24 protein-coding genes are annotated in these 21,116 nt (G+C 63.2%); 10 read left to right on the top strand and 14 right to left on the bottom strand.

The window, feature by feature from the left end:
* Positions 1 to 2 precede the first annotated feature (2 nt).
* The gene (locus tag PPGU16_RS24775) at positions 3 to 617 is read right to left on the bottom strand and encodes a helix-turn-helix domain-containing protein (protein WP_180723045.1); all 615 of its coding nucleotides are present in this window, start codon (positions 615 to 617) and stop codon (positions 3 to 5) included.
* Between the two features lie 143 nt (positions 618 to 760).
* Here PPGU16_RS24775 and PPGU16_RS24780 point away from each other — a divergent pair, with 143 nt between their 5' ends.
* Together PPGU16_RS24780 and tdh are read left to right on the top strand one after the other, a co-directional pair.
* A complete protein-coding gene (locus PPGU16_RS24780) occupies positions 761 to 1,960 on the top strand; it encodes a glycine C-acetyltransferase (protein WP_180723046.1) in 1,200 nt (399 codons plus the stop codon).
* 18 nt (positions 1,961 to 1,978) lie between these two features.
* The gene (gene tdh / locus PPGU16_RS24785) at positions 1,979 to 3,007 is read left to right on the top strand and encodes an L-threonine 3-dehydrogenase (RefSeq protein WP_180723047.1); all 1,029 of its coding nucleotides are present in this window, start codon (positions 1,979 to 1,981) and stop codon (positions 3,005 to 3,007) included.
* Between the two features lie 30 nt (positions 3,008 to 3,037).
* Here tdh and PPGU16_RS24790 read toward each other — a convergent pair whose 3' ends face one another.
* Entirely contained in the window at positions 3,038 to 3,676 is a 639-nt protein-coding gene (locus tag PPGU16_RS24790) for a YceI family protein (RefSeq protein ID WP_091780846.1), read from the bottom strand.
* Between the two features lie 118 nt (positions 3,677 to 3,794).
* Here PPGU16_RS24790 and PPGU16_RS24795 point away from each other — a divergent pair, with 118 nt between their 5' ends.
* From PPGU16_RS24795 to PPGU16_RS24810, 4 genes are all read left to right on the top strand, one after another.
* Positions 3,795 to 4,427, top strand: a complete 633-nt coding sequence (locus tag PPGU16_RS24795) for a TetR/AcrR family transcriptional regulator (protein ID WP_180723048.1) — start codon at positions 3,795 to 3,797, stop codon at positions 4,425 to 4,427.
* A gap of 22 nt (positions 4,428 to 4,449) precedes the next feature.
* Complete coding sequence (locus PPGU16_RS24800) at positions 4,450 to 4,926, top strand: nuclear transport factor 2 family protein (RefSeq protein ID WP_180723049.1); 477 nt, start codon at positions 4,450 to 4,452, stop codon at positions 4,924 to 4,926.
* A gap of 211 nt (positions 4,927 to 5,137) precedes the next feature.
* Entirely contained in the window at positions 5,138 to 5,665 is a 528-nt protein-coding gene (locus PPGU16_RS24805) for a hypothetical protein (protein WP_180723050.1), read from the top strand.
* Positions 5,666 to 5,999: 334 nt separating this feature from the next.
* Positions 6,000 to 6,869, top strand: a complete 870-nt coding sequence (locus PPGU16_RS24810; protein ID WP_180723051.1) for a LysR family transcriptional regulator — start codon at positions 6,000 to 6,002, stop codon at positions 6,867 to 6,869.
* A 22-nt stretch (positions 6,870 to 6,891) separates the two neighbouring features.
* On the opposite strand, the gene PPGU16_RS24815 is transcribed toward PPGU16_RS24810, so the two are convergent.
* Both PPGU16_RS24815 and PPGU16_RS24820 read right to left on the bottom strand, forming a co-directional pair.
* Positions 6,892 to 7,878, bottom strand: coding sequence for a zinc-dependent alcohol dehydrogenase family protein (locus PPGU16_RS24815; RefSeq protein WP_180723052.1), 987 nt, complete (start codon positions 7,876 to 7,878; stop codon positions 6,892 to 6,894).
* A gap of 393 nt (positions 7,879 to 8,271) precedes the next feature.
* Entirely contained in the window at positions 8,272 to 10,059 is a 1,788-nt protein-coding gene (locus tag PPGU16_RS24820; RefSeq protein ID WP_180723053.1) for a hybrid sensor histidine kinase/response regulator, read from the bottom strand.
* Positions 10,060 to 10,217: 158 nt separating this feature from the next.
* Here PPGU16_RS24820 and PPGU16_RS24825 point away from each other — a divergent pair, with 158 nt between their 5' ends.
* The gene (locus tag PPGU16_RS24825; RefSeq protein ID WP_180723054.1) at positions 10,218 to 10,619 is read left to right on the top strand and encodes a GFA family protein; all 402 of its coding nucleotides are present in this window, start codon (positions 10,218 to 10,220) and stop codon (positions 10,617 to 10,619) included.
* Positions 10,620 to 10,692: 73 nt separating this feature from the next.
* On the opposite strand, the gene PPGU16_RS24830 is transcribed toward PPGU16_RS24825, so the two are convergent.
* Positions 10,693 to 10,842, bottom strand: coding sequence for a DUF6496 domain-containing protein (locus PPGU16_RS24830; RefSeq protein ID WP_165576559.1), 150 nt, complete (start codon positions 10,840 to 10,842; stop codon positions 10,693 to 10,695).
* A 384-nt stretch (positions 10,843 to 11,226) separates the two neighbouring features.
* Between PPGU16_RS24830 and PPGU16_RS24835 the strand changes: the two genes are divergently transcribed.
* Entirely contained in the window at positions 11,227 to 11,511 is a 285-nt protein-coding gene (locus PPGU16_RS24835; protein WP_405033030.1) for a DUF6723 family protein, read from the top strand.
* Here the strand turns inward: PPGU16_RS24835 and PPGU16_RS42715 are convergent.
* On the bottom strand, positions 11,508 to 12,056 hold the full coding sequence (locus PPGU16_RS42715; protein ID WP_243460610.1) for a diguanylate cyclase domain-containing protein: 549 nt from the start codon (positions 12,054 to 12,056) through the stop codon (positions 11,508 to 11,510). The genes PPGU16_RS24835 and PPGU16_RS42715 overlap by 4 nt on opposite strands.
* A 368-nt stretch (positions 12,057 to 12,424) precedes the next feature.
* Here PPGU16_RS42715 and PPGU16_RS24845 point away from each other — a divergent pair, with 368 nt between their 5' ends.
* A complete protein-coding gene (locus PPGU16_RS24845) occupies positions 12,425 to 13,165 on the top strand; it encodes an SDR family NAD(P)-dependent oxidoreductase (protein ID WP_180723055.1) in 741 nt (246 codons plus the stop codon).
* A 42-nt stretch (positions 13,166 to 13,207) separates the two neighbouring features.
* On the opposite strand, the gene hpnR is transcribed toward PPGU16_RS24845, so the two are convergent.
* The 3 genes from hpnR to PPGU16_RS24860 form a co-directional block, all read right to left on the bottom strand.
* Complete coding sequence (gene hpnR / locus PPGU16_RS24850; RefSeq protein ID WP_180723056.1) at positions 13,208 to 14,749, bottom strand: hopanoid C-3 methylase HpnR; 1,542 nt, start codon at positions 14,747 to 14,749, stop codon at positions 13,208 to 13,210.
* Between the two features lie 261 nt (positions 14,750 to 15,010).
* Positions 15,011 to 15,493, bottom strand: coding sequence for a cupin domain-containing protein (locus PPGU16_RS24855; RefSeq protein ID WP_180723057.1), 483 nt, complete (start codon positions 15,491 to 15,493; stop codon positions 15,011 to 15,013).
* A 212-nt stretch (positions 15,494 to 15,705) separates the two neighbouring features.
* Complete coding sequence (locus tag PPGU16_RS24860) at positions 15,706 to 17,007, bottom strand: sugar efflux transporter (protein ID WP_180723058.1); 1,302 nt, start codon at positions 17,005 to 17,007, stop codon at positions 15,706 to 15,708.
* A gap of 233 nt (positions 17,008 to 17,240) precedes the next feature.
* Between PPGU16_RS24860 and PPGU16_RS24865 the strand changes: the two genes are divergently transcribed.
* The gene (locus PPGU16_RS24865; protein WP_180723059.1) at positions 17,241 to 17,771 is read left to right on the top strand and encodes a hypothetical protein; all 531 of its coding nucleotides are present in this window, start codon (positions 17,241 to 17,243) and stop codon (positions 17,769 to 17,771) included.
* On the opposite strand, the gene PPGU16_RS24870 is transcribed toward PPGU16_RS24865, so the two are convergent.
* The 5 genes from PPGU16_RS24870 to PPGU16_RS24890 form a co-directional block, all read right to left on the bottom strand.
* Entirely contained in the window at positions 17,768 to 18,634 is an 867-nt protein-coding gene (locus tag PPGU16_RS24870) for a S66 peptidase family protein (RefSeq protein WP_180723060.1), read from the bottom strand. The genes PPGU16_RS24865 and PPGU16_RS24870 overlap by 4 nt on opposite strands.
* Positions 18,631 to 19,158: an ankyrin repeat domain-containing protein gene (locus PPGU16_RS24875; protein ID WP_180723061.1), complete on the bottom strand. Its 528-nt coding sequence runs from the start codon at positions 19,156 to 19,158 to the stop codon at positions 18,631 to 18,633. Before PPGU16_RS24875 ends, PPGU16_RS24870 begins: the two co-directional genes overlap by 4 nt.
* Positions 19,159 to 19,361: 203 nt before the next feature.
* Positions 19,362 to 19,826: a hypothetical protein gene (locus tag PPGU16_RS24880; RefSeq protein ID WP_180723062.1), complete on the bottom strand. Its 465-nt coding sequence runs from the start codon at positions 19,824 to 19,826 to the stop codon at positions 19,362 to 19,364.
* A 136-nt stretch (positions 19,827 to 19,962) separates the two neighbouring features.
* Positions 19,963 to 20,490, bottom strand: coding sequence for a GNAT family N-acetyltransferase (locus PPGU16_RS24885; RefSeq protein WP_180723063.1), 528 nt, complete (start codon positions 20,488 to 20,490; stop codon positions 19,963 to 19,965).
* Positions 20,487 to 21,077: a helix-turn-helix domain-containing protein gene (locus PPGU16_RS24890; RefSeq protein ID WP_180723064.1), complete on the bottom strand. Its 591-nt coding sequence runs from the start codon at positions 21,075 to 21,077 to the stop codon at positions 20,487 to 20,489. Before PPGU16_RS24890 ends, PPGU16_RS24885 begins: the two co-directional genes overlap by 4 nt.
* Between the last annotated feature and the right edge of the window lie 39 nt (positions 21,078 to 21,116).

The following is a 21,116-nucleotide window of genomic DNA, read 5'->3' on the forward strand; positions in this document are numbered from 1 at the left end:
GGCTAGCCGTGAATGACGACAAGCAAAGCTTTGGCCTCGCCTTTCCCCGCGTTGCGGATCGCATGCGGCTCGTCGGCGACGTAGCGTGCGGTGTCTGCCACCTTCAGGCGCTTCGTCGTGCCCGCCGCTTCGATATCGATAGCGCCGTGCAGGACGGTCAGATGTTCGCGCGTTCCAGGCTCGTGCGCGCTCGACACCAACGCACCACCCGGCTGCAGCGTCAGTTCGTACCATTCGAATTTCCCCGCCAGATCGATCGGCCCCCATACTCGCAACTGATATCGCGCGTCGTGCCCGCTCAGCGTCGGAATTTCATGCGGACCGGACACGGCAATCGGCTCGGGCGCCTTTTGCGGTGCGAATAGCGAATCGAGACTGACGCCCAACGCATTCGTTAGCCGCCATGCGACGGCAATCGTCGGATTCGCCTTGTCGCGTTCGATTTCCGACAGCATCGATTTCGACACCCCCGCCGCGCGCGACAGGTCGTCAAGCGTCATTTTGCGTTCAGTGCGCAATCGTTGAATCTGCTCACCCACGCGCGGCGGCGCCGCCACCGACTGCGCTGCCGTGGCCGCTGTAGACGACGAACTCCTGCGCGTTCCCGAACTTGCCATTTCCTGACCTATCGATTAAAGTTGTTCGACATATCGAACTTTAGTTCGAAAAAACGAATATTTCCGATAAAACTGAAGCCGACTATAACAGGCCGCCGCGCCGCATGGTGCGCTGCAAAGCCGGCCATTCAAGGAGCCGTTTCATGCGTGACCCCTTCCTCGCGCATCTGCGCAGCACGCTCGACCAGATTCGCGCCGATGGTTTCCACAAGACCGAGCGCGTGATCGCGAGCCAGCAATCGTCGGATATTCGTCTCGAGAGCGGCGCCGACGTGCTGAACTTCTGCGCGAACAACTATCTTGGCCTCGCCAATGACGCGCGTCTGATCGCCGCCGCGAAAGACGGACTCGACCAGGACGGCTTCGGCATGGCGTCGGTGCGTTTCATCTGCGGCACGCAGACCGTGCACAAGGAACTCGAACGCGCGCTGTCCGCATTCCTGAAGACGGACGACTGCATCCTCTACTCGAGCTGCTTCGATGCAAACGGCGGCCTGTTCGAAACACTGCTCGACGATAACGACGCCATCATCAGCGATGAACTGAATCACGCGAGCATCATCGACGGCGTGCGGCTGTCGAAAGCAAAGCGTTACCGCTACAAGAACAACGACCTCGCTGATCTCGAAGCGAAGCTGCGCGAAGCCGACGCAGCGGGCGCACGCTTCAAGCTGATTGCAACGGACGGCGTGTTTTCGATGGACGGCATCATTGCCGATCTCGCGGGCATTTGCGATCTCGCGGACCGCTATGGCGCGCTCGTGATGGTCGACGATTCGCACGCGGTCGGTTTCATCGGCGAACACGGACGCGGTACGCCTGAGCATTGTGGCGTGCTCGAGCGCGTCGACATCATCACGGGAACGCTGGGCAAGGCGCTCGGCGGCGCGTCGGGCGGCTATATCGCGGCGCGCCAGGAGATCGTCGATCTGTTGCGGCAACGCTCGCGTCCCTATCTGTTCTCGAACACGCTCACGCCGAGTATCGCCGCCGCATCGCTGAAGGTGCTTGAGCTGCTCGCCAGCGAAGAAGGCAAGCAGTTGCGCGAACGCGTACGCGCAAACGGCGCGCGTTTCCGTCAGGCGATGAGCGCGCACGGCTTCACGCTCGTGCCGGGCGAACACCCCATCATTCCCGTGATGCTCGGTGATGCGCAACTTGCATCGAACATGGCCGACGCGCTGCTCAAGGAAGGCGTGTACGTGATCGGCTTTTCGTATCCCGTCGTGCCGAAAGGCCGCGCGCGCATTCGCACGCAGATGAGCGCCGCGCACACGGCGGAACAGATCGATCGGGCCGTCGATGCATTCGCACGCGTCGGCCGTTCGCTTGGCGTGATCTGAAACGGGGCATCACAAGCAATGAAAGCACTGGCAAAACTCGAACGCGCACCGGGCCTCACGTTGACCCGAGTGAAGAAACCCGAAGTCGGACATAACGACGTGATGATCCGCATCACGCGCACGGCCATTTGCGGCACCGACATTCATATCTGGAAGTGGGACGACTGGGCGCAGAAAACCATTCCTGTGCCGATGCATGTCGGTCACGAGTATGTTGGCGAAATCGTCGAAATGGGTCAGGAAGTACGCGGCTTTTCGATCGGCGACCGCGTGTCGGGCGAAGGGCATATCACGTGCGGCTTCTGTCGCAACTGTCGTGCGGGACGCCGGCATTTGTGCCGCAATACCGTCGGCGTCGGTGTGAATCGCGAAGGCGCGTTTGCCGAATACCTCGTGATTCCCGCGTTCAACGCGTTCAAGATTCCGCCTGAAATCTCCGACGATCTCGCCGCGATTTTCGATCCGTTCGGCAACGCGACGCACACGGCGCTGTCGTTCAATCTCGTCGGCGAAGACGTGCTGATCACGGGCGCGGGGCCGATCGGCATCATGGCCGTGGCGATCGCGAAGCACGTGGGCGCGCGCAACGTCGTGATTACCGACGTCAACGATTACCGTCTGGAACTCGCGCGCAAGATGGGCGCGACGCGCGCGGTGAATGTGTCGCGCGAATCGCTGCGCGACGTGATGAGCGATCTGCACATGACGGAAGGCTTCGACGTGGGCCTCGAAATGTCGGGCGTGCCGAGCGCGTTCACGTCGATGCTCGAAGCGATGAACCACGGCGGCAAGATCGCGTTGCTCGGCATTCCGCCCGCGCAAACGGCGATCGACTGGACGCAGGTCATCTTCAAGGGCCTCGAAATCAAGGGCATTTATGGCCGCGAGATGTTCGAGACCTGGTACAAGATGGTTGCGATGCTGCAAAGCGGACTGGATCTCTCGCCGATTCTCACGCACCGCTTCGCCGTCGACGATTACGAACGGGCGTTCGCGACCATGTTGTCAGGTGAAAGCGGCAAGGTCATTCTCGACTGGACCGTCTGACCGCGTCTCGCCGCGCGCGTACAAACAGAATCAACTCGCAGCGCGCGGCCGCTCAGCCTCTGCCTGAATGATGACGTGAATATCGTCACCCACGGCGGGGTACCACGTCGTCAGACCAAACTTCGAGCGGCTGAACTGGCCGTCCGCTGAAAAGCCGAGCGTATCGGCTTTCGTCAGCGGATCGACGCCGTAGCCATTGAACGTCACATCGAGCGTCACGGGCTGTGTCACGCCGCGTATCGTCAGATCGCCGGTCAGCTTGCCGCGCGCGTCGCCCGTGCGCTCGAAACGCGTGCTGACGAAGCGGATCTGCGGATTGCGCTCCGCATCGAGCATATCCGTCCCCTTCACCATCTTGTCCAGTTGCGGGACATTCGTATCGATGCTCGCCGCGTCGATCGTCACCGCGACCTGGCTCTTGTCCAGCCCACCTTCCTTCCAGTCGATCTCTCCCGCCACGCGATCGAAGCGCATCGTGAAGCGCGTGTACTTGAAGTGATCGACGTTGAACGTGACGCTCGTGTGATGCGGATCGAGCTTGTACTGGCCGACGGGCACGCGCGCTTCCGTTTGCGTGACCGTGTGCGTGACGACCTGCAACGGCGTACATGCGCCTAGCGCCGCCGTAATCGCAATCGCGGCCACGGCGCGGCGAAAAATGATGCTCATGACACTCATCCTTTTAAAACGATTCTCGAACACGATAATGCCTGAAGCGCCGAAGTGACAGCAAATGCGAAGCGATCCCATACTTGACGAAGGAGAATGATCGTTCTACCCTTCGCGCATGGCTACTCTCGACGACACGACTGGCAGCGCGCGCGAGCGGCTGCTCGACGCCGCAGAAGCGTTGATTTACGCGGGCGGCATTCACGCAACGGGCGTGGATGCGATCGTCCGGCAATCGGGCACGGCGCGCAAAAGCTTCTACACGCATTTCGAATCGAAAGATGCGTTGGTGGCGGCCGCGCTCGCGCGGCGCGACGAACGCTGGATGAGATGGTTCATCGAAGGAACATTACGCCGTGGCAAGCATCCGCGCGCGCGCATGCTCGCCATGTTCGACGTCTTGCGCGAATGGTTCGTATCGGAAGACTTTCACGGCTGCGCGTTTCTCAACGCCGCGGGCGAGATCGCTTCACCTGACGATCCGATTCGCGTCGTCGCGCGCGAACACAAGGAGCGCCTGCTCGAATTCGTGCGCACGCAATGCGACGAGTACGTCGCATCGACGGGCGGCGACAGTCGGCGCGCGGCGCGGCTGTCTCGGCAGTGGCTGATCCTGATCGACGGCGCGATCGGCGTCGCGCTCGTGAGCGGCGACGCCGATGCCGCGCTCGACGCACGCGCCGCAGCCGGGCATCTGCTCGATTCCAACAGTGCAAGTACCCGCTCGTCCACTGGGCGAGCGTCCACCTGACGCAGTTCAACGAGGAACCATCATGGCCGATATCGAAAGACGTCCTCCCGTCCCGCCGTTCACGCGCGAGACGGCCATCCAGAAAGTGCGCGCCGCTGAAGATGCATGGAACACGCGCGAGCCCGAGCGCGTGTCGCTGGCTTACACGCCGGATAGCAAATGGCGCAACCGTGCGGATTTCCCCACGGGGCGTCCCGAGATCGTCGCGTTCTTGCAGCGCAAGTGGGCGAGGGAACTCGACTACCGGCTGATCAAGGAACTGTGGGCCTTCACTGACAATCGCATCGCGGTGCGTTTTGCCTACGAGTGGCACGACGATTCCGGCAACTGGTTCCGTTCGTACGGCAACGAGAACTGGGAATTCGACGAGAACGGACTAATGGCGTTTCGCCACGCGAGCATCAACGACAAGCCGATCCGCGAAGAAGAGCGGCTGTATCGCTGGCCGCTGGGCCGCCGTCCGGACGATCATCCGGGGCTGTCGGAGCTCGGTCTGTAATCGATAGTCATATCGACGGTGAACGCGCGCGCGGCGCGTTCACCGGACCGTAACCGTTTGTTCGCTATCGTCGACGTTTGCACGCGTGTTGTCGTTCCGAGCGCACACTCCATCTCACTGCAAGATTTGTGGGGTAGAGTGCGCGACTGGAGAGGAATTCGACCTAATCGCGACATTCAGACGCCGGCACGCGACCGGTTGCGGAGAGCACATGCCGTTTGGAAAGATCAAGAACAAGATTCGTCGAGCGTGCGTAGCGGCAGCGGTGGCAGGCGTTGGTTTGATGGGCGCATCGGGCGTGCAGGCGGCCGACTGGTGCAGCGGCGGCGTATGGGTCGATGCCATGCTCGGCTCCTATCACATCGACCCGGACCCGGGCACCGACTTCGAGCAGTTCAATCCTGGCCTTGGCGTCGAGTGCTGGCTCAACGGGCAATGGGCGCTGACGGCGGGCGGCTTCCGCAATTCGTTGCGTCGTCCATCGTGGTACGGCGGCGGTGTGTGGGCGCCCGAGTTCGTGCACTGGGGCTTCATCCGCCTTGCCGTGATGGGCGGCATCATCTCCGGCTACAACTACGGCAATTGGGGACTCGGCCACGATCACACGATTGGACCTGTGGCTGCGCCGATCGTGATGGTCGAGTACAAGCGCGTCGGTGCGAACTTCATTCTGATTCCGCCTATTCCTTCCGATAACCTGCCGTTCACGATCGGGTTTCAGGTGAAGGTGAAGTTCTGAGAGCGCTTCACTCGTCGTAATGGGTGAGGCTTTTCGGGAGTCACGCGTTCGGTGAACAGAGAACGGATCGTCGCATCACCTGAAGCGCCAAAACACCGCCATAAAGGCTCGAAAAGCGTGTCCGGCATTCAAACAGGTAGCCCCGCAACGAAGACTCGCGCATCAAAGGTGAGGCTTTGCGGGATGCCAGGCAGCAACACAACCCGCTCCCGAAAGCTCTCACCTTGACGGCGCAACCGTGCCAATCCAGCGAGCACGACGATCACCGCAAGCCCGCCTGCGCCGTTCATAATCGCAGGCAACGCGACCCATCACATGCGGCTGAAAGGCGTCTATGAACGATTCGAAACTGGACTGGAGCGACGTGAGGATCTTCCTTGCCGTCGCCCGCTGCGGCACGCTGGGCGCGGCTGCGCGCCAGCTTGGGCAGACCCAGCCGACCATGGGCCGGCGTCTGCGCGCACTCGAAGAAGCCGTCGGCCACACGCTCTTTCAGCGCACGGCGGAAGGCTTCGTACTCACCGACGAAGGTCATGCCGTGCTGACCTACGCCGAGCGCATGGAAGAAGAAGCGCACGCGTTTATGCGTTCGCTTGCGGGCAACGAGCAGCAACTAACGGGCGGACTGCGGGTGTCGTCATCGGACTGGTACGGCATTCATGTGCTAACGCCCGTGTTCGCGGGGTTTCTCGCACGTCATCCACAGATGTCGATCGAGCTGATCACCGATTCGCGTCGCTACAACCTCGCGCGCCGCGAAGCCGATCTGGTGTTCCGCATCACGCCGTTCGACGAACCCGACGTCATCCAGCGCAAGCTGATGCACATGGATTACGCGCTCTATGGACGCATCGATCTCGTCGCGCCCGTGCGCGGTGATGGCGCGGGCCAGTCGCTCATCACCATGGATACCGCGTTCGGCGAGTTGCCCGATGTCGCGTGGGTCCGGCAGATGTTGCCGAACGCGCACATCGCGTACGCCAGCAACAACCGTGGCGTACAGGCGCGCATGTGCGCCGAAGGCGGCGGCTTTGCGGTGCTGCCGTGTCCGCTCGGTGACAACACGCCGGGCCTGCGGCGCATCGATCTGGGCGAAGCGCCGCCGGGCCGTGACGTATGGCTTGGCTACCATCGCGATCTGAAACGCCTCGGGCGTCTGCGCGCATTGCTCGACGTCGTGATCGAGCGGCTCGCTAACGTATGAACGGGCCCGACAACCGACACCCTCATTCGATTTCAACGACGATCTTGCCGCGCGCGGTGCGCTCCGTGATCGCGTCGTAGGCGCGCTCCGCCGATCCGAGATCGAAGCGGCGCGGATCGAGATGCGGCGCGAGCTTGCCTTGTTCGGCAAGGCGCGTGGCTTCGGCCAGCATCTCGCCGTGATGCGCGCGATGCTGACGGGTGAGCAACGGATGCAGCGTGAACACACCTGAATACGTGGCCTCGCGGAACGACAGCGGCGCGAGCGCATGCGTGCCCCAGCCAAGCGCGCTCACGACATGCCCGAAATGCTTGACGGCCGCGAACGACGCATCGAGCGTCGCCCCGCCGACCGTATCGACGACGAGATCGAAGCCTGCACCCGCTGTCAGCTCACCAACATATTGTTCGACCGTGCGCGCCGCGTAGTCGATCGGCGTCGCACCGAATCGCGCGACGAGATCCTGATCGCGCGCACTCGCCGTCGCGAAGACTTGCGCGCCGAGCGCGCGCGCCAACTGCACCGACACGTGGCCGACGCCGCCCGCTCCGCCTTGCACGAGCACGGTTTGACCCGCCTGCAAATGTGCGCGATCGACGATACCCGCATACGACGTGATGAACGCGAGCGGCAACGCGGCGGCTTCGCGCATCGACAGATTGGACGGCTTGTGTGCGAGCAGTTGCGCATCGACGGCTGCGTATTGCGCAAGCGAACCCTGAATGCCGCCGACGCCGCCCGTCATCCCATAGACCTCGTCGCCGACCTTGAAGCGTGTCACGTCCGCGCCGAGCGCGATGACCACGCCCGCGAGATCGATGCCGAGCACGAGCGGCAACGGATGACGCGCATGCGCGGCGCTGCCCGCGCGAATCTTCGTATCGAGCGGATTGAGGCCGCTTGCGCTGATTCGCACGAGCACTTCGCCACGTGCCGGCTCGGGAATGGGCATCGTCGTCGGGACGAGGGGACCTTTGTATTGGCTGAGAACGAGGGCTTGCATGGACATGGTGTGCTCCGGCAGAAGATGAACGCAGTTGACGGAATACATGATGTGCGAATGCAGAACCCTGGTAAATCAACGATTTAGCACGATGACCAAACAGAAATGCATGGCCGTGGACAAGCAAGTGGAAGCACGGTTCGTTACCTGGGTCTGCGAACAGAAGACAGCGTTGAGCGAGCCGCGTGACCTAAAGGTGAGAACTTACGGGAGTGAGCGAAAAGCCGTCGAAGTGCGCACCATCACGAAGTGCAAGCCATTGATGGATAAGGCTTTGCGGGCATCGTCAAAGATGCTGCGAAGAGTGCGGAGCGATCAATGGTGAGAGTTTGCGGGACCTCGTGAAAGTGACGTCGGCGCGCACGCTTCGGCTCACCTTTGCTGCATGCGAGCTTAACGTCAGACAAGACCGCTGATGTTCCGGCCGTCGCGATGCGACAGCACGTCGGCGAGCCGTTCCATTGAAACAGGCTTGGTCAGGTGATAGTCGAAACCTGCCGCGAGCGCGCGCGACTTGTCGGACTCCGACGAGTAGCCCGTCAGCGCGATCAGGAACATGTGCGCCAGCGCCTTGTTCGAGCGGATGGCGCGTGCTACTTCGAAGCCGTCCATCTCCGGCATGCCGATATCGATGATGCCCACTTCGGGTAACGTCTGCGCCGCGACCTTCAACGCATCGCGGCCGCTGCGCGCGACGATCACATCGTGACCTTCCAGTTCGAGCAGCAGGTGCAGCGCGTCGAGCGCGTCGGCGTTGTCGTCGACGAGCAGGATACGGCTCGGCTCGGCGCTCGTAGCGGCCGGCGCCGCCGTCGCATCGTGCGCGGTGCGCGTCTCGCGGTCGAGTATCGGCAGGCGCAGCAGAACGCGCGTGCCGAGCCCGACGCCCTGGCTGTCGAGCGCAATGGTGCCGTCATGCAGTTCGATGAGCCGCTTCGCAACCGCGAGCCCGATGCCGAGTCCGCCTTCCGAGCGGCGCGCACTCGATGGCGACTGCGCGAACAGTTCGAACACGTGATCGAGCGCTTCGGGACTCATGCCGACGCCGTTGTCCTCGATGACGATCGACACCATGCCGCCCACCGCGGCCCCATCGGCTGCGCTGTCCGTTTCCGTTTGCACCCGCAGTTGCAGCGTGCCGCCCGCAGGCGTGTATTTCGCCGCGTTCGACAACAGGTTGCCGACCACCTGACTCAGGCGCACATGATCGGCGCGTACCTGCACGGGCTGGTCCAGCCCTTCGATGACGAGGCGATGCTTGCGCGCGTCGATGTGATGCTTGAGCGCCGTGATCGCGTCGTACACGATTTCGTTCAGCGATGTGCGGCTGTACTTGATCGCGAGCTTGCCGTGCCGCAGACGCGCCGCATCGAGCAGATCGTCCACCAGCGTGCGCAACTGGCGCATCTGCCGCTGCGCGATGGCGAGCACATCGTTGGCCTGCTCCTGGCCTGCGCACAGCACCTTGAGCGCGGCAATGGAACTGTCGATCGGTGCCATCGGATTGCGCAGTTCATGGCCGAGCATCGCGATGAATTCGTCGCGCCGGTGCGCTGCGTCTTCGAGCGCGCGCCGCGCCTGTTGTGCGGCCTCGGTTTCCGCTTCGGCGGCCTGTTGCGCGTCGAGCAGCGTGAGCGCCGCGCCCGCGAGCACGGCAAGATTGCCGAGCAGGCGCAGGTCTTCGCGATCGAAACGATGTGCATCGTGCGACGCGACCCAGATCGCGCCAAGCTGTTTCGACGCAGGGCAACGAATCGGAATCGGCGTGATGATGCCTTCCGTGATGACGGCGCCCGTGTCGCGCAGGCTCTTGAAGTAAGTGTGCGGCTCGACGAACAGCTGCGGCGCGCCGAGTTCGAGCGTCATCCCGCACGGACACTCGGCCCATGCCGTGGTTCTGCCTTCGAAGCCCGCGCAGGCGCCCGCCACCGCGCGCCAGCGGAACACGGCTGCGCCTTCGCTCGTCGTTTCGAGCAGGCTGATGCCCGCGCTGCCTGCGTGGCACGCGCCGAGTGCCGCATCGGCGATGGCTTGCAGCAAGGCGTCGCGGCGTCCCGTTTGCGCGCTTGCAACCGTGACGAGCGTGCGGACTTCGGCGGCATGATCGGGTGCGCGCGCCGGCCGGTCTTTCAGATCGTCCGTACGCAGTACGCCCGCCCGGCGGGCACTTTCGATACCGTCGCTCATGGTGCTCGATGGAGAATGGTTCGCCGGGTGCCGTCGCGCCGGCACGCGGCGAACCTGACGTTATCGAAGCAGTATAGGCGTTGCGACCGGAATTTCGCGTCTTCGTCGTGGGTATGTTCCCTGCGTGCCGACAAGGATCAGTCTCGAGGAGGTGAGCAATGAATCAGCAACAATCGTATGAAGGCGGGTGTGCATGCGGCGCCGTGCGATTTCGCGCGAACGGGCCGCCGATGCGCGTCGGGATGTGTCACTGCATGACGTGCCGCCAGGTGCACGGATCGGCCTTCGGCTCGTACGCGATGTTCGACCGCAGCGCCGTCACGCTGACGGGTAACACGCGCGAATGGCAAAGCTCGGAAAAAGGCCGGCGTCATTTCTGTCCGCTGTGCGGATCGGTGGCGTTCATGATGTACGTCGATCGCGAGGAAATCGCTTTGCCGATCGGCGCCTTCGACGACACGGGACTGTTCGAGCCCGCGTACGAACTCTGGTGCAAGCACAAGGAACCGTGGCTGCCGCGCGGCGTGCGTCCGGAGTACGACGAGGAGCGCGCGCACTAGCAGGTGCGGGACAACTGCAGACAGGCGTTGCGTGGACGGATCGATCCGCCCGCGCAGCGTCGCATCGGATGGTCTAGCTGTGCTTCTTCGGAATCTTTGCGCCTGACTTGCGCGCCTGATTCAACGCGATCGCGACAGACTGCTTTTGCGATTTGCCTGCCTTCTTCTCGACCTTGATGTTGTGCCCGATGGTTTCCTTCGATGTGCCTCGCTTGAGTGGCATGTCGCTCTCCTTTTTCCGTTGCCAGGATGCGTGGCGTGGCGCCCGTAATGAATCGCCACGTCTCGTGTAGCCGAGCATGCACTGTTCCCGAGGCGTCGCGCGCCCGTTCCCTATGCGGCCAGACGTGCTGCGCGCCGTGCCCATGAAGGTTGGCCGAAAAGCGGTACGTCGCTTGCTGAAAGGAAGTCAGGAGCTAAAGGGACGTCGAGGACAGGAGCACCTCGTGAATACCGCTTCGACAGCGGGCGTCGCAACAGCGGCAATTTTTGCCGCGTTGGCATGAAACCGTCACGCATTCGCGCGTATCAGTGCGCGGAAAAATGCGTCATTTCAACCGGTATGCCGGCGAAAGCGCCGAGTCCGGCATCCATAGCAGGGAGTTGCATGATGACAAGGCCACGGATGATTTTCCCGAAAGCGCGCAATGCTGTGGCCTCTAGACCCGAGTCGGCAGAGGACTATCAGATCTACGCCACCTACCGCCGCACGACGGAGGGTTCGTATATGGGCCAGTTGAAGGTCGTGCGCAAGACGGATGGCCGGTTGCTGTTTCCGTTTACCGGCGCGCCCGATATCGGTCCGTTCACCGACGGCGACCTGGCGCGCGAAGCCGCGCAACGTCATGGCGAAACCGTCGTGCAGTCGGATCTCGACAATCCTGAACCCTAGGCCGTCGCAGTCATTGCCGGCTGTAGATGACTGGCCGCTTCGAGGGTCGAGAAAAAGCAGAGGTTGTTCTTGCCCGTGTTCTTCGCGACATACATCGCACGGTCCGCCCGCAGAAGCAGTTGTTTCGCGTTGGCTGCGTCATTGGGAAACAGGCTGATGCCGATGCTGGGCGTGACGCTCACTACGCCGCTGCGTAGCGAGATCGGCCGGTTGACTGCCGTGAGCACGGCACGCGCCACGAGTTCGATCTGCTGCATACCGCCCACCTCTTCGAGAACGACGACGAACTCGTCGCCGCCAAGGCGCGCAACCGTATCGCTTTCGCGAACGCTTTTCCGGAATTCGCGGCGCGCACCGAGCGAGGCCGTGCGGAGTTCGTGCAATTGCGCGATGGGAAGCATGTTCCGCTGATATAGCGTGCGCGTGTACGCGTCGAGTCTGGTGAGCCCTGCCAGGCCGCAACTGGCGAGTGCAATCAGGACGGCGACGCTGGCGAACAGTAGGCTGGCAATCCGGAAGCGGTAGAGACGCGTGATGGTTTTCATGCAATATCTAAAAGGCGAGGGCAATACGGTGCGCGGCGGCGCGCAGTCCGCTCGCGGCTTGCGTCGGTACCGTCGAAAAGGACAGCGTGTCATTGCGTATGAAGCAAGGCGGCGAGAGAGCGCCGCGGTTCGTATTGCGATCGTGCCGCTTGTGAGGGCCTCGGCGAGTTGGCCCTTTCATTGCCCCGCGAACAGGCGCGGACGGCATCGAGCAAGCATCAGATTGACGAAAAATCAGGTGGCGTTCCATGATTTTTGTCACTTCCGCGGACCCGCCGTGCAGTCCACGGGCAACCGCCTGCAACCGCTGCCTATAATCACGCGACGATTCCCGCGCCACACGCGCGAGAGGACAACGGAGACACACGATGAAGCGAAACAGCGCACTGGTGATCGGCGTCGGCGCCGAACTCGGACTGGGCGCGGCGCTGTGCAGGAAGATCGCCGCGAACGGGTATCACGTGTATGTCGCGGGGCGCACGCAGGCCAAACTCGACATCGTGACGAACGGGATTGCGAGCAGCGGCGGCTCGGCCGAATCGTTCGCGATGGACGGCACGTCCGAAGCGGACATCATGCGTCTGTACGACCGGGCAATGTCGCCGCCCGATGATATCGACGTGCCTTCGCTCGTCGTCTATAACGTCGGCAACAACCGCCACGTTCCGTTTTGCGACCTGACGGAAGCGCAGATGCAGGACTTTTTGCGCTCCGGGCCGGTCGGCGGTTTTCTGGTGGGGCGCGAAGCGGCGCGGCGTCTCGCGCCGCTCGGCCGTGGCACGGTGCTGTTCACGGGTGCATCGGCGAGCTTGCGCGGCAAGCCGGGCTTCGCGCATTTCGCCGCGGCAAAAGCCGGGCTGCGGATGGTCGCGCAAAGCATGGCGCGCGAGTTCGGGCCGCTCGGGCTGCATGTCGCGCATGTGGTGATCGACGGCGGCATCGACGGCGAGCGCTTGCATGTCTCCCGTCCGCAGGCTGCCGCCGAGCGCGGCGAAAACGGCTTGCTGAACGTCGATGCCATTGCCGAAGCGTACTGGCAGATTCATCTTCAGCATCCGTCTGCATGGACGCACGAAATCGATCTGCGTCCTTTCAAGGAGCCGTTCTGACCGCAGCGGCGAGGCGTGCCCGACGGGCGCGCCGCGTTGCGATCAGCCCGTCCCCATGCGGGTCTGATCGACGAATTTTTCGGTTGCATCGTCGATCTTGCGGCCTTTTCGTCCCGCCGGGCCATGCACGTACAGTACCTTGACGTTGCTGTCTTCCGGCCGATGTGCGGGCGGCGGCGTCATCTCGTAGCGCACTTCGCGCGCGTGATCGCTCAATTGCAGATTCGGATTGAACACCGAGTTGAAGCGCCACAGCATGCGCACGAAGTTCGTCTGTCCGCGCAACAGCAGCGAAGCGGCTTCGCCCGCCGCGCGATACAGCGCGCCCCAGCCGAGATGCTTGCGGTTGAGCACCTGCTGCGTGCGTACCAGTTCCGCGTAGAACTCGGCTAGCGGCAGCTTCGTCGGCAGCACGGCGTGCTGGATGTCGTAGAGCCGATAGTCGAGGCTCGTCAGTCGCCGTTGTTCGCGCAACCATATTTCCGTGCCCGGATACGGCGTGGTCACGCTGATGTTCACGATCTCGGGAATTTCCAGACACCATTGCCGGATCGTTTCGAAGCGCTCGTGATCCCAGTCGGGATCGGCGATCAGATTGATCGCGACCGTGATGCCGAGCGAGCGCGCGAACGCGAGCGCCTCGAAGTTCTTGTCGACGTCGATGCGTTTGCGAAACGCCTTCAGTCCTTCGGCATCGACGGCTTCGAGTCCGATGAACATGTATTGCAGACCGAGCTTGCGCCAATACTCGAACACTTCCTTGTTGCGCAGGAGCACGTCGCCGCGCGTCTCGAGGTAATACTTCTTGCGGATGCCGCGCCGCTCCACTTCGCGTCCGATCGCCATGCCGTGATCGGCATGCACGAAGGCGACGTCGTCGACGATGAACACGCCCGGCTCGCGAATCGACGCCAGTTCGTCGGCGATGACTTCGGGGCTGCGCGAACGGTAACTGCGTCCATAGAAGGTCCACGCGCTGCAGAACGTGCAGTCCCAAGGGCAGCCCCGCGCAAATTCGATCGACGCGCACGGGTCGAGCACACCGATGAAGTACTTGCGCCGATGCCGCAGCAGATCGCGTGCGGGTCGAATCTGGTCGAGGCTTTCGGTGAAGCCGGGCGGCGGCCCTTCACCCTCGCGCGTGACGACGCCCGGAACGCGCAACAGCTCGCCCTTGCGTGCGACGGCCGTGAGCAACTCGACGACCTTCGCTTCGCCCTCGCCTTTGAGCACGCAATCGATCGCGCCTTCCGCGTGTCTCAGCATGTCGCCGGCGGTGAACGATGCGCTATGTCCGCCGACGAATACGAAGCAGCCGGGTAAATGCGCCTTGATCGCCTTCGACAGATCGATGATTTCGGGGATATTGGCGAGATAGTTGGCGGAGAAACAGACCACGTCGGGCCGCCAGGTGCGCACGAGATTGTGCAGCGCGCGATGGGATTCGACTTGCAGGTCGATCAGGCGGATATCGTGGCCGGCTTCGCGTATCACGGCGGCGACCGTTTCGAGTCCGAGCGGCTCGAGGCGCAGATACACGCGGGTGTACATCAGGCCACTGGGGTGAACAGCGAGCACCTTCATGAGATCTCCTTGCGGCGGAAAGGGCGCGCTTGCGTGTTGGGACGCTGCGTGCCGGGCTTTCGTGCTGGTATCCCTGGTACGGGTCGACTGCTGAGCCTGTGCGTCCTGCCGGACCTCACCGCAGTGGGCTCTACCCGATTCTACTTGTCATCGGGTGGGTGTGCTCGGTGGCGGGCGGGTCGGGGGAAGGTGAGGGTTTTCGGGAGTCAAAAGATGACTGGCATGCGGCGGGCGCCGGCACGGCAGCCCTTCGCGTCAAGCTCAGTCCGGCTTCCCGTCATGGCTGCCGAGCGGTCGGGTCGGCCAGTCCACCCAGCGGTCCCGGCGGGTAAGTTCATGCGCTTCGTTGAGCGGATAACGAATACGGTTATCGTCGCGCGGACGCTCGCCGATCACCATCAGCCGGACTTCCTCCTTCGTGTTGTTGATGAAGGTATGGCAGATGCCCGTGCCTGCCGGAAACGCGACGGAATCGCCCTCAGCAATGGGATGAAGCGTGCCGTCGATCCATACGTCGGGCTTGCCTTCGAGCACGTACACGAACTCCTGTTCGGTACTTTCGGCATGTGGATAGGACGTCCTGCGGCCAGGCAGAAGCCTGATGTGGTGAATGCCGATACGCGAAATGCCGAGTGCGGCGGAAAGCGGCGCGTCCAGCGCCATGGGCTCGGTATCGCCGGCATAGCTATGCGCATCCGGCTCTTCGAGTTCAGTCCAGTGCTTGATGAAATCCGGTCGGTTCATCAGGTTCTCTCCTTTGGATTGAATATCGATAATAGCGGGTGGCAGAAAGGACACAACGCGTTCGTCGGGCGTGGCGTCGTGCGTGCGGGTCAGGATGGTGAGATATCGCACCGCGATGTGGACTGAGAAACCACGGGACCGGGCTCGCGCTGCGCCGGATCAGCGCCTTATGCATCGCAGCACGATCGCAGGTAACGCCAGCGTTCCCGCCGTCACTGGGCAGGATGCCGCCAATCCTCCCACGCATCCCGCACCCGCAGCGCAATGCGCTTCCACGGCGGATCGGCGAACAGAATCAGCGCCCCGAGCGCGAGGCATCCGCAGACGAGAAACGTCCCGCGATACCCAAGACCCGCGACCAGCACACCCGACAACACCCCCGACAGAATCGACCCAACCCGCGAAGCGTTGAAGAACAATGCCGTCGCCGCGCCGGGCGACCGCGGAATCAGATCTTGCATATACGTCATGCCCAGACACGAGGTCACGGCCACGACGAATGCATTGAATGCCTGCATGGGGATCAGCACGTTGACCGTGCCCGCTGCCGCGACTGCGATGAAATACACCACATGCACGGCCGCGCACGCCGCGAGCCAGTTCAGCTTGTTGAGCGTCGAGCCGCGCGCGCCGAGTGCGAGCATCATCGGAATTTCGAGGAATGCGCCGAGCCCGAGCATGATCGACACATCGAGCCGCGTGCCCTTCAGGCCATGCACGACGTAAAGCGGCAGCACGATCATCGTCGCGTTCGCGGCGAGGCCGATCAGCGTCAGCGCGACGACGGAACGCCAGATCTGCCGCTGCGTGCCGGGGGCATGAGGCGGCGAGGGCGGCGGCGGCTCGGCGGGTTCGGTGACGGTCGTCACTTCGAGCGACGAGGCCGGGTCGCCCGCATAGTGCGCCGGTGTGTTGTGCGGATCGCCAGCGGGCGATTCGCGCATGCGCCACACGATCGCGCCGCATGCCGCGAAGCACGCGGCCGCGAACAGAAAGAGCCCGTAAAAGCCCGCGCCCGCCAGCACCAGCGCGCCGACGGACGGCCCGAACACCCACGCCATCGACAGCACGGTGCGCAGCGTCGCGAGCGCGAACGAGCGCTCTGCTTCGTCGTGCACGGGCAGCGCCGCGCGACCGAACGAGAACACCAGCGACATCGCCGAGCCGCCTGCGCCGAGAAACGCCACGCCGATCACGAGCAGCGCCAGATAGTTGCGCACGAAACAAAGCAGCAGAAAGCCGAGCGATGCAGCGATCAACGCAGCGAGCAACAGCGCGCGATGATGCCCATGCCTATCGGACCATTTGCCCGCCCACGCGCTTGCAACGACTCCGCTTGCCGCAATCAGCGTCATGAACAACCCGAGCTGCAACGGCGTCATGCCCGTCTGCTCGACGCCGAACAACGACAGATACGGTGCGGTGAACGACATCGCGATGCCCAGCATCAGCGTCGCGCCGGCAAGCGGCATGAAAGAATGAATGCGCGTGAGACTGGCGAAGCGGGAGTTCATCGAGGGCGCGTGTTCGAACTGTGGGATGCGGGCGCAAATGAGAAGTTGCGCACGGAAGAGGCATTGTCGAACGCAAAGCGCATCGCGCGCAACGCAGTTTCGTCATGTTGTGCAAAGAATGCGCGCCGCATTCGTGAAAACAGCAGAAGCCCGTTTGGCATCAAGGGCAAGCGAAGTGCAGCGACGTGAAGCGCTTAGACTGATCGGCTCGTTACGCTGACACGTTTTGACAGATGACTGAACTCAAAGGCTCGATCGAATCCTACATATTGGCGAAGGACGCCAACCGTCCGCATCTGCTGATGGATGCATTCGCGCACGATGCGTCTTTGGCAATGACTGTGAAAACAACGGCCATCGCGTTTCCGCAAGAAACGCACGGGCGCGATGCGATCGCGTCCGTGCTGGTGAGCGACTTCGCGCTGAAATACGAGAACGTGTACACGTTTTGCATCGGCGCAATGCCGGCCGCCAAGCAAAACGAATTCTCGTGCGACTGGCTCGTCTGCATGACGGAAAAGGCGACGGGCGCGGCGCGCGTCGGTTATGGCCGTTACGACTGGACGGGCGATGCGGCATCGTCGCGAGTGACGCGCCTGCACGTCACGATCGAAGAGATGTCGACATTGCCCGCGGAATTCGCCGGGAGCCTGTTGCGTTGGGCGAGCCGCTTGCCGTACCCATGGTGTGCGCGCGACGCGCTGAAAAAAGACGCGCCGGACTTCGACGCTGTCCAGCGCGTCATCACGCAACTGACGCGCTAACGCACCAGCTGATCGCCTTCGAGCGCTGCCGGCGCGCCATACGTCCACGCATGATTGCGTGAACCGTGGCCGATCGGGAAGCCGGCGTAAATCGGTACGCCGTACGGCTTCAACAGATCGACCATCATGTCGTGCAACGTGAAGTCCGCGTTTTCGGGCAGCGGACAGCGAATGAAATCGCCGAGCACGAATGCACGCGCACCATCGAACACGCCCGCTTCGCGCAACTGCATGACACTGCGGTCGATCCGATAGGCGAGCTCGGTCACGTCTTCGAGCAGCACGATCGCGCCGTCGCAACTCGCCTGCCATTGCGTCCCGGCAAGACTTGCGAGCACGGTAATGTTGCCGCCCGCAAGATGCCCTTCGACACGACGCGCATCCGAACCGTACAACAGCTCCAGAGGCACGGGCGCGGCGCGCTCGTCGCGCAGCTCGGCGAGCATGCTTGCGCGCGAGGCGTCGTCGAGTTTCGTTGCGAGTCCGTTCAACGTCGGACCGTGAATCACGCGCACGTTCGGCATGCCATGCAGTGCACCGAATAGCGCCGTCGCATCGGAAAAACCGACCAGCGTCTTTGCGCACGGCACGGCATCGGGCAGCGCATGCAGCGTATAAATGCTGCCGTAGCCGCCGCGCGCCACCCAGACGATATCGACGGAAGGATCGGTCAACGCGCGATGCAGATCCGCAGCGCGGTCTTCATGCTTGCCCGCGTGATAGCGGTAGCGGTCTCGCACGTGCGCGCCGACCCGCACGCGCAGGCCCCAGCTTTCGAGCAATGCGATGCTTTGCTCGACATGCTGCATGTCGGGCACGCCTGCAGGCGCGACGACGGCGACTGTCTTGCCCTCCAGCTTCATGCGCCCGCCTTTTTCGCGAGCAGCGCAGCCGTTTCCGGCGCGCCCATGCGGCTTGCCGCGTCGGCGGCCGACACGCCGTTCGCGTCGCGCGCATCGGGATTCGCGCCATGCGCGAGCAGCAGCTCGACCATTTCCGTGCGATTGAACATGGCGGCGATCATCAACGCCGTGCGTCCATCGGGCGACGCGCCTTCGACATCCGCGCCATGCGCGAGCAGCGTCTGCACGACATCCTTGAAGCCCTTGAAGGCTGCGCCCGCGAGAGGCGTCTGTCCGTTGTCGTTGCGCAGGTTCGGGTCCGCGCCGCGCTCGAGCAGCACGCGCACGGCGTCCGTATGGCCGTGATAGGCGGCGAGCATCACGAGGCTGTCGCCTTTCTCGTTGCGCAGATTCGGCGGCGCGCCTTTTTCGATGACGGCGGCCAGCATGTTCGCTTCGCCGCGCCGGGCTGCGTCGAATATTTCGCGCGCCACTTCGACCAAGTCAGGATCGATGTCTTCTGGGCTGCGCTTGTCGTCTGTCATGAAGCTTCTCCACTGTCGAACGAACGTCGCCGTTTGCGCGGCGCATCGGGTACAGCAGAGGATACAGGCAATGCCTGTTTGATGTTGCCCTTGCCCGGGTCACGCGTTGCCTGGCAAAGAGATGCGTTACGAAGGCGGGCAGAAGCGCGGGTCGCGCGTTTCGGTAACGGTGAGCGTTTTCGGGAGCCAGCGTCCCGCAACCGTTACGCCTGCTTGCGGATGGTCGGCTCCGCGTCGCCGTTTGCCATGATGCGGTCGAGCCGGGCGCTCGCATCCGTCAGCGCGCTGAGCGGCGCGCGCTGCAATTGCGCGTCATAAGTGCTGACGATATGCGAGAGCAATTCGACATGCGCTTCGTCGATACGCCACTCGTCGCTCGCGCGGCCGCGCTCGAACGTGACGGCGAGCGCCTGATCGGCGGTGCGCAGCTGATCGTAGGTCATCTCACCATAGCCGAGGTCGCACAGAAAGCCGGTCAGCAGCATCGTCTGCGTGAGCGTCTGCGCGGCACTCATGCTGCCTGCGCCACGACGCAGGGCGTCGAGGGCAATGTGCACGGGCAGGATCAGCTCGACCGCCATGCTGCGCGGGATGGGCAGCAGCATGGCTTTTGCTTGCCGCGCGCGCGCTGCCTGATTGCTGCCGGGAAACGGAATGGTCTTGGCCATGTCGCCTGAGAAGAAATTGGGAATGCTCTAGCGATAACGGCGTATGGCGGAAAAGATTAAGGGCTGATTTCCCTAAACCGCAAACGTTTGTCGAATCTCATATTTCCCCGTTTTGCGTGACGGGCAAACGACCCATTCAAAGATGCTTGAAATAGAAGGTCGTGCCGCAAAACGATCCATCCGGCATCAACGCATAGTTCGGCACTTCGCCGACGCGCTGCCATCCCGCGCGCGCGTACACGCGCTCGGCGTCGCCGCCTGTCACGGTGTCGAGGACGAGCACGGTCTTGCCTTCGTCGCGGGCCACGGCATCGGCGGCGGCCATCAGCCGATGCGCGACGCCTTGCCGGCGGGCGCGGCGATGCACGAGCATCTTCGCGACATCGGCGCGATGTGGCTGGTTGTCGGGCTGCGCGAGCACCAGCTGAACCGTGCCGGCGATACGCCCGTCCGCGTCTTCCGCGATCAGCAACGCGCGCTCGCCGCGTTCGATGCCGGCGGCCACCATTTGCCAGAACGCGACTGCCTTGTCCCGCGCGAGCGGCCACATGAAGCTGACGGAAGCGCCGCCCGCAACGCAGTCGATCAGCACATCGGCGAGATCGTCGATGCACTGCGTGGCCTCGTGCGCGCCGACGCGACGCACGCTGATCGTTTCCATCATGCGTTTCTCCTCGAAGGTGAAAAGGGCAGCGTCGATAGCGCCACCAGATAGCGCGCCGGTTTGCGCGTCGGGTTGTGAAACACGGTCGGGCAATCGAGACGCATCGCGACACAATCGCCCGCTTCGAGCCGCCAATGCGCGTCGCCGGCGCTGATGTCCATCGTGCCTTCGATCAGCCAGATCTGCTGATGGATTTCGGCGTCGCGCGCGCCTGTCTCGTAGGCCACGCGCTGGCCGGCGGGAAAGTGAACCTCCACTAACTGGATCGGCGACGGTAGGGCGGGCGACAGATTGCGCCGCACATAGCCGGACCCGGGATCGGTCCAGACAGCCTGCTCTGCGGCGCGCGAGAGCGGCGAGGGCGCGTCCGTGGGCGGCGCGGGCGCTTCGAACAGCGACGCGAGCGCGACACCGAGCGCGGTCGCCAGCTTGTCGAGCACGGCCGCCGTCGGGCTGCTTTGTGCGCGCTCGATCAGCGAGATATTCGAACGGCTCACGCCGCTGCGTTCGGCGAGTGCTTCGAGTGACAGCCCGTGGCGGTCGCGCAGTTCGCGCACGCGGCGCGCAATCAGTGAGTTGATGTCCATGACGTCTATCATACTGGATAATAATTCCATTATGTTGGA

Source organism: Paraburkholderia largidicola (assembly GCF_013426895.1).
Classification (GTDB): Bacteria; Pseudomonadota; Gammaproteobacteria; order Burkholderiales; family Burkholderiaceae; genus Paraburkholderia; species Paraburkholderia largidicola.

What these genes read in the sequence shown, in the direction of transcription:
- PPGU16_RS24805 (WP_180723050.1), top strand. Translation starts at nt 5,138, where the DNA reads ATGCCGTTTGGAAAGATCAAGAACAAGATTCGTCGAGCGTGCGTAGCG.
- PPGU16_RS24835 (WP_405033030.1), top strand. Translation starts at nt 11,227, where the DNA reads ATGATGACAAGGCCACGGATGATTTTCCCGAAAGCGCGCAATGCTGTG.
- PPGU16_RS24780 (WP_180723046.1), top strand. Translation starts at nt 761, where the DNA reads ATGCGTGACCCCTTCCTCGCGCATCTGCGCAGCACGCTCGACCAGATT.
- PPGU16_RS24800 (WP_180723049.1), top strand. Translation starts at nt 4,450, where the DNA reads ATGGCCGATATCGAAAGACGTCCTCCCGTCCCGCCGTTCACGCGCGAG.
- PPGU16_RS24875 (WP_180723061.1), bottom strand. Translation starts at nt 19,158, where the DNA reads ATGACAGACGACAAGCGCAGCCCAGAAGACATCGATCCTGACTTGGTC.
- PPGU16_RS24885 (WP_180723063.1), bottom strand. Translation starts at nt 20,490, where the DNA reads ATGATGGAAACGATCAGCGTGCGTCGCGTCGGCGCGCACGAGGCCACG.
- PPGU16_RS24790 (WP_091780846.1), bottom strand. Translation starts at nt 3,676, where the DNA reads ATGAGCATCATTTTTCGCCGCGCCGTGGCCGCGATTGCGATTACGGCG.
- hpnR (WP_180723056.1), bottom strand. Translation starts at nt 14,749, where the DNA reads ATGAAGGTGCTCGCTGTTCACCCCAGTGGCCTGATGTACACCCGCGTG.
- PPGU16_RS24870 (WP_180723060.1), bottom strand. Translation starts at nt 18,634, where the DNA reads ATGAAGCTGGAGGGCAAGACAGTCGCCGTCGTCGCGCCTGCAGGCGTG.
- PPGU16_RS24845 (WP_180723055.1), top strand. Translation starts at nt 12,425, where the DNA reads ATGAAGCGAAACAGCGCACTGGTGATCGGCGTCGGCGCCGAACTCGGA.
- PPGU16_RS24820 (WP_180723053.1), bottom strand. Translation starts at nt 10,059, where the DNA reads ATGAGCGACGGTATCGAAAGTGCCCGCCGGGCGGGCGTACTGCGTACG.
- PPGU16_RS24880 (WP_180723062.1), bottom strand. Translation starts at nt 19,826, where the DNA reads ATGGCCAAGACCATTCCGTTTCCCGGCAGCAATCAGGCAGCGCGCGCG.
- PPGU16_RS24825 (WP_180723054.1), top strand. Translation starts at nt 10,218, where the DNA reads ATGAATCAGCAACAATCGTATGAAGGCGGGTGTGCATGCGGCGCCGTG.
- PPGU16_RS24830 (WP_165576559.1), bottom strand. Translation starts at nt 10,842, where the DNA reads ATGCCACTCAAGCGAGGCACATCGAAGGAAACCATCGGGCACAACATC.
- PPGU16_RS24815 (WP_180723052.1), bottom strand. Translation starts at nt 7,878, where the DNA reads ATGTCCATGCAAGCCCTCGTTCTCAGCCAATACAAAGGTCCCCTCGTC.
- PPGU16_RS42715 (WP_243460610.1), bottom strand. Translation starts at nt 12,056, where the DNA reads ATGAAAACCATCACGCGTCTCTACCGCTTCCGGATTGCCAGCCTACTG.
- tdh (WP_180723047.1), top strand. Translation starts at nt 1,979, where the DNA reads ATGAAAGCACTGGCAAAACTCGAACGCGCACCGGGCCTCACGTTGACC.
- PPGU16_RS24775 (WP_180723045.1), bottom strand. Translation starts at nt 617, where the DNA reads ATGGCAAGTTCGGGAACGCGCAGGAGTTCGTCGTCTACAGCGGCCACG.
- PPGU16_RS24795 (WP_180723048.1), top strand. Translation starts at nt 3,795, where the DNA reads ATGGCTACTCTCGACGACACGACTGGCAGCGCGCGCGAGCGGCTGCTC.
- PPGU16_RS24865 (WP_180723059.1), top strand. Translation starts at nt 17,241, where the DNA reads ATGACTGAACTCAAAGGCTCGATCGAATCCTACATATTGGCGAAGGAC.
- PPGU16_RS24810 (WP_180723051.1), top strand. Translation starts at nt 6,000, where the DNA reads ATGAACGATTCGAAACTGGACTGGAGCGACGTGAGGATCTTCCTTGCC.
- PPGU16_RS24860 (WP_180723058.1), bottom strand. Translation starts at nt 17,007, where the DNA reads ATGAACTCCCGCTTCGCCAGTCTCACGCGCATTCATTCTTTCATGCCG.
- PPGU16_RS24890 (WP_180723064.1), bottom strand. Translation starts at nt 21,077, where the DNA reads ATGGACATCAACTCACTGATTGCGCGCCGCGTGCGCGAACTGCGCGAC.
- PPGU16_RS24855 (WP_180723057.1), bottom strand. Translation starts at nt 15,493, where the DNA reads ATGAACCGACCGGATTTCATCAAGCACTGGACTGAACTCGAAGAGCCG.